This is a genomic window from Nonlabens sp. SY33080, from assembly GCF_011784885.1.
GTDB classification, from domain to species: Bacteria; Bacteroidota; Bacteroidia; order Flavobacteriales; family Flavobacteriaceae; genus Nonlabens; species Nonlabens tegetincola.
Genome location: NZ_CP050461.1, coordinates 2,487,821 through 2,504,138, shown reverse-complemented (window position 1 = coordinate 2,504,138; position 16,318 = coordinate 2,487,821). Strand labels below are relative to the sequence as shown.

General features: G+C 34.7%; 14 protein-coding genes and 2 tRNA genes. 9 read left to right on the top strand and 7 right to left on the bottom strand.

Annotated elements, in window-relative coordinates; translation table 11 throughout:
- Positions 1-23: 23 nt before the first annotated feature.
- Positions 24-1,154 (bottom strand): tetratricopeptide repeat protein, encoded by a 1,131-nt coding sequence (locus HCN53_RS11285; RefSeq protein WP_167343011.1) that lies wholly within the window; start codon positions 1,152-1,154, stop codon positions 24-26.
- Positions 1,155-1,195: 41 nt separating this feature from the next.
- Here HCN53_RS11285 and HCN53_RS11280 point away from each other — a divergent pair, with 41 nt between their 5' ends.
- Positions 1,196-1,720, top strand: a complete 525-nt coding sequence (locus HCN53_RS11280; protein ID WP_105018262.1) for a dihydrolipoamide dehydrogenase — start codon at positions 1,196-1,198, stop codon at positions 1,718-1,720.
- A 59-nt stretch (positions 1,721-1,779) separates the two neighbouring features.
- Here the strand turns inward: HCN53_RS11280 and HCN53_RS11275 are convergent, their stop codons facing one another.
- A complete protein-coding gene (locus HCN53_RS11275; protein ID WP_167343010.1) occupies positions 1,780-2,592 on the bottom strand; it encodes a Cof-type HAD-IIB family hydrolase in 813 nt (270 codons plus the stop codon).
- A 170-nt stretch (positions 2,593-2,762) separates the two neighbouring features.
- On the opposite strand from HCN53_RS11275, the gene HCN53_RS11270 reads away from it, so the two are divergent.
- Together HCN53_RS11270 and HCN53_RS11265 are read left to right on the top strand one after the other, a co-directional pair.
- A tRNA-Asp gene (locus tag HCN53_RS11270) sits at positions 2,763-2,836 on the top strand.
- 250 nt (positions 2,837-3,086) lie between these two features.
- Entirely contained in the window at positions 3,087-4,172 is a 1,086-nt protein-coding gene (locus tag HCN53_RS11265) for a heparan-alpha-glucosaminide N-acetyltransferase domain-containing protein (RefSeq protein WP_167343009.1), read from the top strand.
- Between the two features lie 51 nt (positions 4,173-4,223).
- On the opposite strand, the gene folE is transcribed toward HCN53_RS11265, so the two are convergent.
- Both folE and HCN53_RS11255 read right to left on the bottom strand, forming a co-directional pair.
- Positions 4,224-4,931 (bottom strand): GTP cyclohydrolase I FolE, encoded by a 708-nt coding sequence (gene folE, locus HCN53_RS11260; RefSeq protein ID WP_167343008.1) that lies wholly within the window; start codon positions 4,929-4,931, stop codon positions 4,224-4,226.
- A gap of 279 nt (positions 4,932-5,210) precedes the next feature.
- Positions 5,211-5,292 (bottom strand) — tRNA-Leu (locus HCN53_RS11255).
- Positions 5,293-5,403: 111 nt separating this feature from the next.
- Here HCN53_RS11255 and HCN53_RS11250 point away from each other — a divergent pair.
- The gene (locus HCN53_RS11250; protein WP_167343007.1) at positions 5,404-6,789 is read left to right on the top strand and encodes a dipeptidase; all 1,386 of its coding nucleotides are present in this window, start codon (positions 5,404-5,406) and stop codon (positions 6,787-6,789) included.
- A gap of 90 nt (positions 6,790-6,879) precedes the next feature.
- Here HCN53_RS11250 and HCN53_RS11245 read toward each other — a convergent pair whose 3' ends face one another.
- Positions 6,880-8,331 carry a cell wall anchor protein gene (locus HCN53_RS11245; RefSeq protein WP_167343006.1) on the bottom strand — a complete coding sequence of 484 codons (1,452 nt, stop codon included), beginning with the start codon at positions 8,329-8,331 and terminating at the stop codon, positions 6,880-6,882.
- 392 nt (positions 8,332-8,723) lie between these two features.
- On the opposite strand from HCN53_RS11245, the gene HCN53_RS11240 reads away from it, so the two are divergent.
- From HCN53_RS11240 to HCN53_RS11225, 4 genes are all read left to right on the top strand, one after another.
- Positions 8,724-9,089, top strand: a complete 366-nt coding sequence (locus HCN53_RS11240; RefSeq protein WP_167343005.1) for a BlaI/MecI/CopY family transcriptional regulator — start codon at positions 8,724-8,726, stop codon at positions 9,087-9,089.
- 2 nt (positions 9,090-9,091) lie between these two features.
- On the top strand, positions 9,092-10,798 hold the full coding sequence (locus tag HCN53_RS11235; protein ID WP_167343004.1) for a M56 family metallopeptidase: 1,707 nt from the start codon (positions 9,092-9,094) through the stop codon (positions 10,796-10,798).
- Positions 10,799-10,908: 110 nt separating this feature from the next.
- On the top strand, positions 10,909-12,009 hold the full coding sequence (locus HCN53_RS11230) for a DUF4407 domain-containing protein (RefSeq protein ID WP_085774077.1): 1,101 nt from the start codon (positions 10,909-10,911) through the stop codon (positions 12,007-12,009).
- A gap of 81 nt (positions 12,010-12,090) precedes the next feature.
- On the top strand, positions 12,091-12,777 hold the full coding sequence (locus tag HCN53_RS11225) for a hypothetical protein (RefSeq protein WP_167343003.1): 687 nt from the start codon (positions 12,091-12,093) through the stop codon (positions 12,775-12,777).
- Between the two features lie 6 nt (positions 12,778-12,783).
- Here HCN53_RS11225 and HCN53_RS11220 read toward each other — a convergent pair whose 3' ends face one another.
- On the bottom strand, positions 12,784-13,812 hold the full coding sequence (locus tag HCN53_RS11220; RefSeq protein WP_167343002.1) for an App1 family protein: 1,029 nt from the start codon (positions 13,810-13,812) through the stop codon (positions 12,784-12,786).
- A 19-nt stretch (positions 13,813-13,831) separates the two neighbouring features.
- A complete protein-coding gene (locus tag HCN53_RS11215; protein ID WP_167343001.1) occupies positions 13,832-15,067 on the bottom strand; it encodes an ABC transporter permease in 1,236 nt (411 codons plus the stop codon).
- Between HCN53_RS11215 and HCN53_RS11210 the strand changes: the two genes are divergently transcribed.
- Positions 15,048-16,316 carry an exo-beta-N-acetylmuramidase NamZ domain-containing protein gene (locus tag HCN53_RS11210; protein WP_167343000.1) on the top strand — a complete coding sequence of 423 codons (1,269 nt, stop codon included), beginning with the start codon at positions 15,048-15,050 and terminating at the stop codon, positions 16,314-16,316. The two genes, HCN53_RS11215 and HCN53_RS11210, sit on opposite strands and share 20 nt — an antisense overlap.
- Positions 16,317-16,318 lie beyond the last annotated feature (2 nt).

The window sequence follows — 16,318 nt, the reverse complement described above, 5'->3', positions numbered from 1 at the left end:
AGTGCTAATTTACAATTAGTTTACTATTCCTTAGCCTCCATAAAATCTATCTTTCTCAAATCGCTCAATCTGGCTTGTGCCATTTCTTTAAATGAGCTTTTTGGGTGTGCTTTTATGAAGTTCTCGTAGTATTTGATAATTGTTTTTTTGTCTTTGAAATATTCATCTGCGGCGATGACTAATTGGTAATGGACAAGATCATCGTTTTTATTTTCTTGATAAGCCTTCTTTATAAAATTTAAAGCCTCTTTTTCATTGCGCTGACCTCTGTAAATGGTAGCCTTTTGTAAAAATTCATTTGACAAGGCCGGTCTACGAATTTCAATGGATCTATCTATCATTTCATGGGCCATTTCCCAGTTTTCCATTCTAGAATATGCCTTAGATAAATAGAAGTAAGATAAAGCGCTTTCCTTTTCAAACATTTCGATATATTTTTTAAGCCACTCTATTGATTTTTCATATTGTTGCGATTCAAAATAAGCAATACCAATAGTTCGTGTCGTATAGTCTGTAACCTTACCATTTTTAATTAATAATTCAAGTTCATCAACTGCATTTTCATACAGCTTGCTATTGTAAAAAGCCTGAGCTAGATATAACCTTGCTTTATTATTCTCAGGATGTTTTTTTAATATCTCTCGAGCATATTTAATGGCATAAATTTCATTACGTGTTTTAATATAAGATGCTATAAGTGCATAGTAACTATTTAGATAATCTTCATTTAAAGCAATAGACGTTTTAAATGATTCGGTAGCTTTTTCCTCTACACCTAATTCTTGTTGCGCTTTTCCTAGGTAATAGTAATAAGTAGCATTTTCTGGAAAACGTTCTGTCAAGTTTATAAAAAGAGTAAAGGCTCTTGCTGGATTATTTGACAATTCTATTTTCCCCAGTTGAAATTGCGCTTGAACGTGTTTAGAGTCTCTTAAAATAGACTGAGAAAGGTAAAAAACAGCTTGCTCTCTATTTCCTAGTTGCTGGTATATGCGCCCCAATTTATAAGCAGAATCAGCATCTTCTTTTACCTGGTATAAGGGAATTGCTTTTTTAAATTCACCTGCCTCGTACAAGCTGTCAGCTTGACTTTGTGAAATGGAAAAATTGATATTAAAAACACAAACAAATAAAAGAAATATTAGACTTTTCATTTTTAGGCACGCTTATTGAAGAAAGATAAGAAACTTTTACCATGAAAAAAATAATACTTTTAGTAATTGCAGCAGTAACATTTGCAGCATGTGAAGGACCACAAGGTCCACCGGGTTTTGATGGATTAGATGGAGTTAATGTAACAGCCCAGTCATTTGAAATTACAACTGACTTTTTTGCACCGGATTATGCACAACTAATTCCTTTCCCAAATAACATTCAAACTTTCCCAGATGACATGGTACTTACGTATTTATTGTGGGATGAAGTTCCAGGAAATAACGGCGGCACAGTTGATGTATGGAGATTACTACCACAAGTATTGTATACTGATTTTGGTGAATTTCAATATAATTACGATGCAACAAACGGTGACGTAGAGTTGTTTATTGACGCTCCTGCAACGACCGATTTGTCTCAACTTGCTCCTGCAGACTTACAAAATCAGACATTCAGGATAGTAATTTTACCTGTCGAATTAGCTGGTACTGTAGATGTAACCAATTATCAAGAAGTAATGAGCGCAGCACAATTATCTACCAATGATATTATAGTAATCGAATAGTAATTGACTGCACAACCTATATGAAAAGGCGGTCTTCACCATGTGTGAGGCCGCTTTTTTTATTGGAACAAACGAGAATTTTTTATTAACCAATTTGCAACACCATCTTGTTTATGATGGTCAGTAACTTCGACAGCAACCTCTTTCACCTTGTCTCTTGCGTTATCAACCGCTATCCCATAACCAACTTCTTTAATCATGGTAACGTCGTTGTAATTATCTCCAAAAGCAACAACCTGTTCAACAGTTACGTTGGAATAGTCGTGCTTTAAAAGCTCCTTCAATGCTTCTATTTTGGAAATTCCATTTGGAGTAATTTCGGTATACGTGTTTTTTGATCTGTATAAGTGTACGGGTAATTTTTTAGATTCCGCTTTCGCGAAAGCGAGATCCATAAACTCCTCGTCACCCATCAACATTATTTTATGTGCACCACCTTTATGTCTAGTCTGATTGAAATATTCTAAAGTACGCCCGTAATCCTGAACAACTGGCTCTACCTTTGTATTATTGATTTCTCTATTTGCCCAGAAATCCAACTCAGGAACAAACCACTCCTTACCTCTATAAATACTACAATGTAAATTATGTGTTCCGGCAATTTCGACAAAATCAGAAATGGTATTAAAAGGTATCGTTATATCAACTATTGACTGATCCTTTGAGATTACAAGCGCTCCATTGTAACAAATCATGGGATGATCTGTGATTTTTAAATCTTCTTGTAGGTGAGTCATGGCTTGCGGCATGCGTGCAGATATCAAAATTTTAGGAATATGAAGATCTTTAAATGCCTTTATAGTTGAAGATGAAACCTCTCGATTATCATTCAAAAGAGTCCCATCTATATCGGTAGCTAATAATTTTATCATAGCGTAAAAGTATCTAATCACCTTTAAACAAAGCTGTTTAGAATGCTATCATAAGGTTAAAAAATAAATTAATTGAAAAAAGTAAAAAATTGTTTGTGCAAAACTAAAAATAAGTATATATTTGCAACCGCTAAAGCAGAAAGCTGCGATAGCAAAGTTCTTTAGAACACGGTCTGGTAGTTCAGCTGGTTAGAATACATGCCTGTCACGCATGGGGTCGCGGGTTCGAATCCCGTCCAGACCGCTTTTCTTTTTAAAAGAAAACAAATCAAGTTGTGTGGTCTTCAATTTGAAGACAGAAAGTGTGAAAACACTTTGTGAGAAGCTTTTCCAAAAGGAGAGGCTTTTTTGTTTTACGGCTATTTTGAATTGAATCCATTTCTACATTTTATTCTACCGATTACAACACCATTAAAACATTGAATACTCTAGATAGTACTTTTGAGTTAATGTTTATCATTAATTTTGCTATACATCAACTATTAAACTAATCAGTGAATCCTAAAAGAATATTCTTTATTGATGCAGTAAGAGCATTTGCTATTTTAATGATGTTACAAGGGCATTTCATCTCTACCTTACTGGCGCCAGAATTTCATGTACAAGGAAACTTTTTTTACGAGATATGGAATTATTTTAGAGGAATAACCGCGCCTACCTTTTTCACGATCTCAGGATTAATATTTTCATTCCTTTTGTTAAAATCTAAAAAACAAGGAATAGCAAATGAACGCATAAAAAAAGGGTTTTATAGAGGTTTACTTTTAATAGGAATCGGCTACTCTTTACGTATCTCTTTATTTACCTGGCTAGATGGAAGACTAGGTACTAATTTTTTACGGGTAGATGTTTTACAGTGTATAGGTCTATCACTTATTATTACTGTAGGATGTTATTATCTAGTTCTTAAAAATTCTCTTGTTTTTTCCCTAATTCAATTTATTCTGGGTGTAAGCATCTTTCTACTAGAACCGTATTATAGAGAATTAGATACCAGCCAGCTGCCTGTTTTTATAGCCAATTATTTATCAAAAAATAATGGTAGCATCTTTACTATTTTGCCTTGGTTAGGATATATGTCCATAGGTAGTTTTATTGCCTCCATTTTTTATAAATATCATTTGAAAGAAAAGTTCAAGTCCGTATTAATTATCGGATTTTTTGTGGTTGGTATTTTATTGATTTATCACTCTAGCTGGTTTTTAATGATCTTATACCGCACTACTGATATTGAGCTATTTAAATCGGTCGCCTACTACAATTACCTTATTACTAGATTAGGAAATGTTTTTATTCTTTTCGGTACTTTTTATGCGCTCGAAAGGTTTTTTAAAGACTCTAAGCTTTTGATAATTGGGCAAAAGACTCTTTCTATATACGTTATCCATTTTATAATTATTTACGGGTCTTTTACTGGTTTTGGACTGCATCAATTGATAGGTAAAACATTAAATCCGTACACTGCTATTATTGGAGCGTTTACCTTTATACTTATCGTTTGTGCTCTGGCATTATACGGTGCTCGCACCAATAAATTTTTATATTCAAGAGCTAGAGAATACTTTAAAACAGAGCCATAAAAAAACTTCCCTCGGTAAAGGGAAGTTTATATTATTGAAGACTCAATTATTTTATTGATTGTAAATGTAATTTTGAAGCTGTCTTATTTTTTCATCATCATTAAATTTGCCTCCATAAAAAGCAGTCACGGTAGACGACGTATCATCCTTTACTCCTCGAGAAGAAACACACAAATGTTTAGCGTCTATCACAACTGCAACATCTTCTGTATTCAGAATCTCTTGTAGATCTGTCCCTATTTGATTTGTCAATCTCTCTTGGACCTGTGGGCGCTTTGCATAATACTGTACAATTCGATTAAGTTTTGACAAACCTATCACCCTGCCAGATGAAATATAGGCCACATGAGCTTTACCTATAATTGGAACAAAATGATGTTCACAGTTGGAATAAAAAGTAATATTCTTTTCAACCAACATTTGATTGTATTGATACTTATTATCGAATAATGCGATTTTGGGTTTATTTGCAGGATTAAGACCTGAAAAAATCTCGTCTATATACATTTTGGCCACTCTTCTGGGTGTTCCTTTGAGTGAATCATCTGTAAGATCAAGACCCATGACATTCATGATTTGAGAAAATAAATTGGCAATCTTATCCTTTTTCTCATCATCACTCATCATAAAAGCATCAGCTTTCATAGGTGTTTCCATTCCAGTAAATAAGTGATCGTCTCCTATTTCATCAAAGGTTAAATTGTTAAGTAGATTATCATTAGTAATCAACTCATCAACCTCAAGTTCTTTGTTTTTCATACGGTTTAATTCCAGTGAGTTTAATAACTCCAGTTCAATTAATTTTATCTAAAGATAGTATTTTGTTTAATTTATAATGTTAATTATTAAACAATTTAAAATCCCATAGATTAGTAGTAAGAATTTTACAAACTTACATATACATAAATCAAGCCAATTATTAAGTAGCCAATAATTGGTGATTTGCTATAAGATATATTGAAAACTAGATGAAATTAAAACTGCAACAGCAGATATTTGACATAAAAAAAAGCCCGCTTAAAGCGAGCTTTTCTTTTGTGCGGATGACAGGAATCGAACCTGCACACCTTGCGGCACTAGATCCTAAGTCTAGCGTGTCTACCAGTTCCACCACATCCGCATTACTGATAGTACCCTTACGGGACGGCAAATATACTAACTTTTCACATATTACAAATTCTTTCAGATAAATATTTTACCTCTTCCTTATCTTTACCTAAAACAACAACACATGAACACTAAACCTTATATAAAAAAACACAAGGATAGATTCATAAATGAATTGATTGAACTACTTAAAATTCCGTCCATTAGTGCTGATCCTGCTTATAAGAATGACGTGATAAAAACTAGTGAACATATCAAAAAGTCGCTTGAGGATGCTGGTTGTGATCAAGTAGAAATTTGTGAAACCCCAGGATACCCAATCGTCTATGGAGAAAAAATAATAAATCCAGATCTTCCTACTGTTTTGGTTTACGGTCATTATGACGTACAACCACCAGACCCTATTAATCTTTGGGACAGTCCGCCATTTGAACCGGTAATAAAAAATACTGAGCTTCATCCAGAAGGAGCAATTTTTGCTCGTGGTGCTTGCGATGATAAAGGACAAATGTACATGCATGTAAAGGCGCTCGAATATCTTACTGCAAATAACGAGTTGCCCTGTAATGTTAAATTTATGATTGAAGGTGAAGAAGAAGTAGGAAGTGAATCTCTAGGTTGGTTTTTAGAAAACAACAGGGAAAAACTAGCCAATGATGTCATTTTAATCTCTGACACAGGTATGATATCAAAAGAAGTACCTAGTATCACTACAGGTCTAAGAGGATTAAGTTATGTAGAAGTAGAAGTTACGGGACCTAATCGTGATTTACATTCTGGCCTTTATGGTGGTGCAGTAGCTAACCCTATTAACATTTTGTGCGATATGATAGCACAATTACATGATGAGAACAACCACATTACTATACCTGGATTTTATGATAAGGTCGAAGAATTAAGTAAAGAAGAACGTGCCGAAATGGCCAAAGCTCCTTTTTCACAAGAGGACTACAATAAAGCCCTAGACATAGCACAGGAACACGGTGAAAAAGGATACACTACAAACGAACGTAATAGCATACGTCCTACTCTAGATGTGAATGGTATTTGGGGTGGCTATACTGGTGAAGGTGCAAAAACTGTCATTGCAAGCAAGGCCTATGCAAAAATTTCAATGCGACTAGTCCCAGATCAAGATTGGAAGGAAATTACCGATCTTTTTCAAAAACACTTTGAAAGTATTGCTCCTAAAAGTGTAAAAGTTAAAGTTTCACCTCATCACGGTGGTACTGCCTATGTTACCCCAATTGATAGTGTAGGATACCAAGCAGCTAGCAAAGCCTATGAGGATACTTTTGGTAAAACTCCTATACCACAACGCAGTGGTGGATCTATACCTATCGTAGCTTTATTTGAAAAAGAATTAAATAGTAAATCTATTCTTATGGGATTTGGATTAGACAGTGATGCTATCCACTCACCTAATGAGCATTTTGGTATTTGGAATTATTTAAAAGGGATTGAAACAATTCCACATTTTTATAAACACTTTGCAACGATGAGTAAATAAATCACTTATGATTGCATTAAAAATCCCATTCACTTACTGAATGGGATTTTTTTATTGACGCTTTCGCGAAAGCGAAATATTTAAAACTATTTATCGTACACTTACGTTCTCTGAAAAAACAACCAATCCATCAGTTCCTGAACCGGTTAACCTATCAGCGAAAATCTCGATCCTATCACCAGGTTCAAGGGTTAATATCCCATTCAAGGCAACATTTTGAATTTGAGTATTGCTAGCAATTTGAACCACACTATTAGTTTCTAAAACGAGACTACCGTTTTTTGCAATCGCAAAAGCGTAAAAATCATTCACAGCATCAGTAACACGAATACTAAGTGAAACATTTATCTGAACATTTCTTCTTTTTTTGCCTTCATAAATCAGGTCATTATTATTATCCTCGGCTCTAAATCTAAAAAGGTCGGTAGCCACAAAATCAGTAGCGCTTTTAATTTGTACAGGAGCACCACTAGATATGGTCTGTGGGTAACCTGTCGTTAATGTACCACTATAATAAATATTCCCAGCTGCTACCTGATCGGACTCAAAGGGTATACCAGAACAATTTACATTCCAATCTTTTGTGAAACTAAATCCCGTATAAGAGCCTGTAGTATATCCATCAACAAATTGCCCATCACCTACAAAACTTAGTTGAGATAATGTGGCATCGTTTACAATGGTAGGATTTGCGCTTACATCAATTCCAATCTCAGTTCCGTTGGACTCTATACGACCACCATTCATTTGTAAATTGCTAAAAGAACCTGTAAGCTCCATGAACGTACCTGTATTGGATTGTGTCCAGAAAATATTACTTACAAAGAAGTTAGTAATATTATTGATAGTAAATCCATCATCATTATCAAGATATTGTGTTACGCTAAAAAATACCGTGCTCAAACCAGTTAATGTTCCAACCTTACTGGCATTGGCAACAATAGTATTGTTAATAAGTAATAATTCTCCAGCAGTTGCATTGATATCAAATATTTGTGTTTTTGTTCCAGCTGGTAAAGAGCCTGAAAGTGTTAAATTACGCAATCCACCACCCGTAGTACCTTCAAATAGACTACCGCTAGAAACATTAATCAAAATATCTTCAGATGAATCTACTCCTTCTACATAAGCTCCGTTCAAATCAATAGGAAAGTCAACCAATATCGCACCATTAATTTCGTAAAGAAAATTAGTATTAAGAAGATACTTAGTACCACCACCAGCTACCAATTCATCCGACAGGTCGTCAATACTTTTTACCAATTTGTAATTATCCCTTAATTGCTTTGAACCTAAAGAAACCCAAACAGTACCGTCAAAATACTGGAAAGCATTTAAATCAGTATCAAAAACTAATAATCCCGTTGCTGGACTTGTAATAGCATCCCGTTGGGCAGTAGTCATTCTAGGTGTGAGAAGACCTTTATCAACTGAATCTATATCCAGCATCGCACTAGGGTCTGGAGAATTAGTATTTATACCTACTTGTGAGTGAGCTATACTAACCAACAGTAGAAAAAACAGAAAAATAATTTTATTCATTACAATTGAATTTGAGTTAATTAAAAAAATAATGAATTCGACCGCAAGAATAATTCAAATTATAATTAATTTAACGATGGGTAATCTTTTTTAACAAAAATTAGGTCGTTTATCGATAATAAGTGCATTACAATTTTTCTTCTATCTCTCAAAGGAACGGCATCCTATAAGACAAGAGCTTGATATTGAGGCAAGCCTAGCTCTATAGTTAATTATTACTGAATTATATATTTTTTATATGACTTCGTTGAATACGTATTACATCGACAATGAAATTCGATTTTGATCGTAACCTGGTAAAATTTGTCACTAATTTCATAAAACACACTTCTACACTTGTAGAATTAAAATTTATTTCTACATTTGTAGAGTTAATTCTAATTATGTAGAACATGAAACTGTCAAAAAGTGAAGAAGAACTAATGAATCATCTATGGGAACTTGACAAAGCCTATATGAAAGATTTATTAGAAAACTATCCAGAGCCTAAACCAGCAACAACAACCGTTGCTACCTTATTAAAACGAATGACCGATAAAGGTTTTGTAGGTTTCAAGCTTTTTGGTCGTAGTCGTCAATATTATCCACTAATTAAAAAAAGTGATTATTTCTCTAAACATGTAAATGGCTTGATTAAGACTTTCTTTAATGACAGCGCTTCACAGTTTGCCTCTTTTTTTACAAAAGAGACGAATCTAAGCCAGGAAGAATTACAAGAATTACGGGATATTATAGATAGTCAAATTAAAAAGAAATAGTTATGGAACATTACCTTCTCAATAGCACTGCTTCTTTATTTGTACTATGGTTGTTTTACAAACTTACACTTGAAAACAGTTCATGGCATCATGTTAAAAGATATTACTTGCTTTTAGCAACAATTTTCTCTTTGTTAATTCCATTTGTGGTTGTAAACACAGTCGTTGTTTCAGTTGATCGTGCATCTGCTTTTCTAGTAGAGCAACCAATAATAACAGATTTATATAATGAGCAACCAACTGAAACCTTTGATTGGACCGCAGTTCTATTATCTGTTTATGCAGTTGGAATTCTCATCATGTCATGGCGATTTGTAAAAAACATCATCAGATTTAGGGTTGAAAACGAAGATGAGATTAAACCTTACAATAACTATCAATTAATACTTCGTCATGCATTTACACTCCCACATTCTTTTATCAATAGAATATTTGTATCTAAAAATCAGTATGCTAACAATCAAATACCTGAACTCGTTTTAGAACATGAAAAAGTACATTTGGATCAACGTCATTCGATAGATGTTTTGATGATCGAACTGTTATTAATTCTTCTATGGTTCAATCCCGTTTTATACCTTTTACGATACTCTATAAAATTAAATCATGAGTTTCTTGCCGATAAAGCTGTATTGGACAAAGGTGTAGACACCACAGAATACCAAGAAACACTTTTGAATTATAGCCAGCATAGTCATTATACCTCACTAGCTAACACCTTTAACTTCCCAATCATTAAAAAAAGATTCCGCATTATGAAAACTAAAACATCTAACACCAGCCTGTTCATTAAATCAGTTGCCTTAATTCCAGTACTTGCTATTTTAATAATCAGCTGTGGAAAAGAGGAAACTAAATTTCAGGAAGTTGAGCAAGTAATTGAAGAAGTAGAAGTACCTGAACAAAACAAAAAGATAATTGTCGTAGATGCTAGCACCACAGAAGGCTATCTAAAAATAGACAATGAAGACTATCTCTATAAAATCAATGATGATCAAATAAACATTTATAACAAATTCGGAGAACTACAGGATTTTGAAAAACAAGGATACACAGTGTCTAAAGAAATCATTGAAGAAAAAGAAGTGACTGAGGAGTTAGGCAATCTAAGTGCGATAGAATACATAAATCAACATAAAGAAGAACTCAACTATTACTTGAGAAATGATCAAATAGATGCAGATAATGCGATTTCCATCATTGAAAAAGTAGGTCAAAATGGTGTTGAAATAAGTCCAGACAGCAATGGAATCATGTCTATAAAAATCCTGGAAACGAATGATAATAAGAAGCTATTGCCGCCGCCGCCGCCGCCGCCGTTGACTAAATCAGGTTATATTAAAGTAGATAACAAAATACATTACTATACCACCAAAGATAATGACGGTAAATTATATGACAGAGATGGTAATGTCATTGACATTAAAAACAAAAGAATTGAACAAATAGATCCAAAGGATTTACCGCCACCACCGCCACCGGCGCCAGAGTATGAAGACTTGGTAAAATACAATTTGTGGGCAAAAGAAATCAATGCAAAAAATAAACTAGCTACTGAAAACGGTAACGCTGAATACCCTATTGTTAAATTAAAGGAAGTGGAAAAATATAAGGCTATTTATAATAAACTAACCAAAGCTCAAAAAGCAAATGCCCAGCCATGGCCCAACTTACCGCCACCGCCACCTGCTACGAATAATAAAATGTAAATTCAATACACAGCCAAACAACTAGAACATTTTCAATTTTAACTTCCTATGTAACATTCCACAATTTCAAGCGTTTATAAGATAACCTCAACTTGTAAACGCTTTTTTTTATGCAATCCTTTTTCATATTCTGCAGCGGCGCCGATGCCGATCTCCTAGACCAGTGTACAGCTGGTGAACGTAACAAATACGCCGGTATAGGTGCCACCGTTTTCTTTACCGCTCTTATGGCATTTTTTGCTGCGAGTTATGCGCTCTTTACCGTTTTTGATAATTACTGGATTGCGGGCTTTTTTGGCTTTATTTGGGGTTTACTCATCTTCAATCTGGATAGATACATTGTTTCCACACTAAAGAAAAGTGATAAAAAAATTAATGAAATATGGCAGGCAACACCACGTATATTATTGGCCATTATAATCGCTATGGTGATTTCAAAACCGCTTGAACTTAAAATCTTTGAAAAAGAAATTGATCAAGTCTTGCTAGAAGAAAAAAACGCGATGACACTAGAAAATCAGGAGCAAGTCGCTGCCTTATATGAGGTTGAGGAATCCGCTTTCGCGAAAGCGATCCAAGATCTAAAACAAGAGATTACAGATAAGGAAAGTGAAGTAAATGAACTCTACAACACTTACATCGCCGAAGCAGAAGGACGAGCAGGAACAAACTTGCTAGGTAAAGGTCCCGTTTACAAGGAAAAACGAGAAAAACACGATGCAGCTCTTGCAGAATTAACAGACCTAAAAGCTATTAATGCAGAAAAAATTGAGGCGCTAGAAACTCAAATGGCCACGCTCGCAGAACAAGAGAAAGCACAAATCGCAAGCACTCAACCCATCATAGACAAATTTGACGGACTTATGGCTCGTATTGAAGCATTAAATCAATTACCTTTTATTACTTCATTTTTCATCTTTCTACTTTTCCTAGCCATCGAAACATCGCCTATTATAGCCAAACTTCTCTCACCAAGAGGTGAATATGATTTAAAGTTAGAAGAACGACTAGCAGTAGTGGAGAATTGGGTAGCACAACAACGTCAACAGCATGCCATCTTGTTACAAACTGATCGCGAAGTAAACAATAGAGTTTATGCAGATATTGCTGAGGAGGACGCCCTATACAACCATCGTAAACGTGTAGCCCGAGAACTCATGCAACAACAAGCAGATGCGTTTTATAAGAAAAATAAAAAGGTACTTAGTTAAGGCCTTATAAATGGTTCAAAACTACCTAGTATAAAAACTAGGGATGTTCTTAGCTTTAAAAAAACACTTTGAACTACAATCATGCAATCTATTAAAACTAAAAAACCATGTAAAAGTGCAAAATGGGATCTAATGGATTCTAGTACAAAAGGCAAGTATTGTACATTATGTTCTAAGGATGTTCACGATTTTACTAAACTAGATCGTAATCAAATTGTCAACCTCATTAATGAACAAAAAGAATCCGTTTGTGGCTTATTAAACACCAATCAAATCTCTAAATCAAAGAGAAGGAATCTAGAGTCCATTTCAAAATATGCAGCTATATTAACGCTTCTTTTTGGCTCTTCAGATATTAAAGCAACATCTTATGTTGATGACTCAAAAAATTTTAAAAATCTATTCTATTCTACCAAAAAAATTAAGGTTCCGCATAGAACCTTAATAATTCAAGATTCAATCCTAATAAAAGGTAAATTAATTGAAATTGAGACCAATACACCAATTAAAGCTCTTTTAAAAATTGAAGAACTAAAATTATCAATTGAAAGCGACACGACTGGAAGATTCGCAATCCCTATCGCTAAGAACTTTACTAAAGATTCGATTGAGCTATCAATTACTTCTTTAGGTTATCATAAAAAAACAATTAGAATACCTATAAAGGCACACAGCGAGACAGTTATTGAATTAGAACCGGAACTCTATTTAGGTGAAGTAATTATAGTTAGAGAAAAAAAATGGTGGCAATTTTGGAAATGGTTTTAACCAATTTTATACAATCCATCCATGTTGTCTTGCGTGTTTTACTGCTTCATTTGACTCTTCGACTAGGATCATAGGACAAATGGTAAAGGAGTTTGCAATGGCTTTTACTCGCGCCATTTTCTTACTGTGTTTCACTGATCTTAAATAAATAGCTAAGATTCTATCTGGGAACTGTTGAGCAACCTCTTTATAATAATCTGCATCGTGCTCGCCGCTATCGCCTATCAAGATAAATTTGAGATCGGGATAATGTTTTAAGATATTTAATAATTCATGGGCTTTATGTGGCCGTTTAAGCTTTGGTGTGCGATCCCAAGGAGTAGGAAAATCTCTTAATAAAATAGGCCCTTTCGGAAATCCATGAAAATCCAAAAACTTTTCTAGATACTTGTATAGATTCCACGGACTATTGCTCAAATAAAACATAGGATTGTGATCATTTCCTCCCATACCGCGATGTAGCAATTGATACAAACTGGCAGCACCCTTTAAAGGCACACGCCTATCATAATTTTTAAAAAAAGTATTGAAAGCAACACGCATTTTCAAAAAACTAGTCACACCAGTATGCATGATGGTATCGTCGATATCGCTTATGATTCCGTAAGACGAAGTTTCTTTAGGGATTAAAATCTCACCGCTAAATCGGTTGATAGCTATACGCTTTTGAATTTTTGCTTTCGCGAAAGCGGCATTATCCTCGTGAAAACTTACTACAACAGGCAAGTAACCAGACTCATCTACCAGATCGAGCAAATTGTAATCAACCTCTAAATTGAATAAAAAGTATCCTTCATGATCGGCTCGCGTTTCAAACTTATCACCGTTTGATAAGGTTAACACTACTAAAGCATTGCGAATTTCATCGGTAGCAAAAGTGCGCCAGGTGTTACGTAAGGTTTGATAGAAGGTTTGTTGCTCATAGTGTTTAAGAGGTTGATCCTCAAGCGCTCTACCACGCACGTATAAGTGATGCTCGCCGCCGTAAGTACGGTAAACATCTAGAATCCAAGGATCTCTTTTGAACAACGCCATTGTGTGAATTTAGATAATCTTATTCAAATCTCATGGCTTTTACCGGTGATATCTTACTAGCGACGTAACTAGGCAACAATAAAGATAACAGGCAAACTACAAATGTTCCTGCATTTAGTAAAAGGACATGGTACCAACTTATGTACACAGGAGCCTGTGTAACGTAGTAATTTTGTGGGTCGAGAGTTATCGGGCTGAAGAAATATTGAACGGCTATTAAACCTATTCCTAATATATTGCCTATTATCAATCCTTGTAAAACAAGGTTCATAGCATTGTATAAGAAAATTTTACGCACGGTCCAATTGCTGGCGCCTAGAGATTTAAGAACGCCTATCATACGAGTACGATCCAAAATAAGCACTAATAACGCTGTTATCATATTTATAATTCCTACAACCAGAATGATTCCTATAATCCCATAAATATTTGAATCTAATAAACTTAACCACTGGAACATACTTGGGAATTGCTGTGTAAGCGTTCTTGCATTAAGGTTAAAAGGTGTTTTAGTTTGTATAAGTTTACCTACGTCATCTAATTGATCAAAATCTGCAATAAACACTTCAAAATTACCTACCTCATCCTCGTTCCATTTATTGATTTTTTGAATATGACGTAAATCTCCTAGAACAAATTTAGAATCGTATTCCTCTAGTCCACTGTCATATATACCTGAAATCACAAACGCCTTAGCTATTGGAGTAGATCTATCTGACCTCATAAAGAATGTAGGAGCTTTATCTCCTACCTCAAGTTGCAATCGTCTAGCAATATCGTCAGAAATCAATATTTCTTTGGATGCTTTATCAGTATCTAAATCAGGAGCTTGTCCCGAGATAATAAAATCACTAAAGTATTCCCATTTATAATCAAGCCCTATTCCTTTAAATATTATTCCTTCAAAATCCTTTTCAGTACGAATCATGGCACCTTTAGTGGCTACAGCTTGTATGTGCTCTACTTGTGGTGCTTCATTAAATTTAGGATAAAAGTCTTGATGAATACTTATAGGTTTTACTGTTGTGATAGAATTATTTCTGTCAAATAAAGCAATGGTAACGTGACCATTAAAAGCACTCACTTTTTCCTTTATTTTTCGCTGTAATCCAACTCCAGTGGCTATAGCAATTAACATTACGATTACACCTATTGCGATTGCTGCTATGGCAATTTTAATTATAGGTGCACTTACACTATTTTTATAAGCGGTACTACTTTGTATTCTTTTAGCTATGAAATATTCTAAATTCAAACTCTCTTTTTCTGCAATCAAATATAGCGTTTTACTGCTTTTACTAGTGTTTACAAACTGTAAACCTAAGGTAGAAAAAGTCGTTGCCATAAATGACGCTGCGATTGAAACCGCTGTTGACTCATCGATAAGTCCTACCTATCCCAAACCTGCTGCAGATCGTATTGGAATTTGGGGTCGTGGTTTTGTAAACAAAACCGTTGCTGTAGTAGGAAATCAAACAAGCGTAGTTCAAAAAATTAAAGATCAGGACACCACTTATGTACATCTTGTAGACACTTTACTATCGCTTGGAGTCAAAGTAAAAAGGGTGTTTGCTCCAGAACATGGGTTTAGAGGTACTGCCGATGCTGGCGCAACCATAAAGGATGGAATTGATGCAAAAACAGGTGTACCAGTTATATCGCTTTATGGAAAAAACAAACAACCTAAAGACGAACACATTACCGATGTGGATTTTGTCATTTTTGACATTCAAGATGTAGGCGCTAGATTTTATACTTACATAAGTACTTTACATTATGTAATGCAAGCTTGTGCAGCAAACGATCGAAAGTTATTTGTTCTAGATCGGCCTAATCCCAATGGACATTATGTCGATGGACCTGTTTTAGAAAAAGAACATCAAAGTTTCGTCGGCATGCATCCAATTCCGGTTGTACATGGAATGACTATTGGTGAATATGCTCAAATGATCAATGGTGAAGGTTGGTTAGATTATAAGTTGCAATGTCCTTTGTCTATTATTAAAATGAGTGATTACAGTCATGACAGTAAGTATTCAATACCCATAGCTCCTTCTCCAAATTTACCCAACGATAAATCCATCAATTTATATCCTAGCCTTTGCTTTTTTGAAGGAACAACGGTTAGTGTAGGTAGAGGTACGGATAAACAATTTCAAATTTTTGGAGCTCCTTATTATAAAAATGATTACGAATTTTCCTTTACTCCACAATCAAATCCAGGAGCACAATATCCAAAACATGAAAATAAAACTTGTTACGGTATGGATTTACAAGAGAGCAAGTCATTAAGCAATCTAGATCTTGAATATTTAGTTACCGCTTACGCGAAAGCGCCCAACCAAAGTGAATTCTTCAACTCCTTCTTCACCAAGCTCGCTGGAACAAAAAAGCTGCAAGAACAGATTCAAGCTGGCTTAACGCCTGAGGAAATTAGAGACAGTTGGCAAAATGACCTTAATGCCTTCTTGAAAATCCGTAAGAATTATTTACTATACCCTTAACT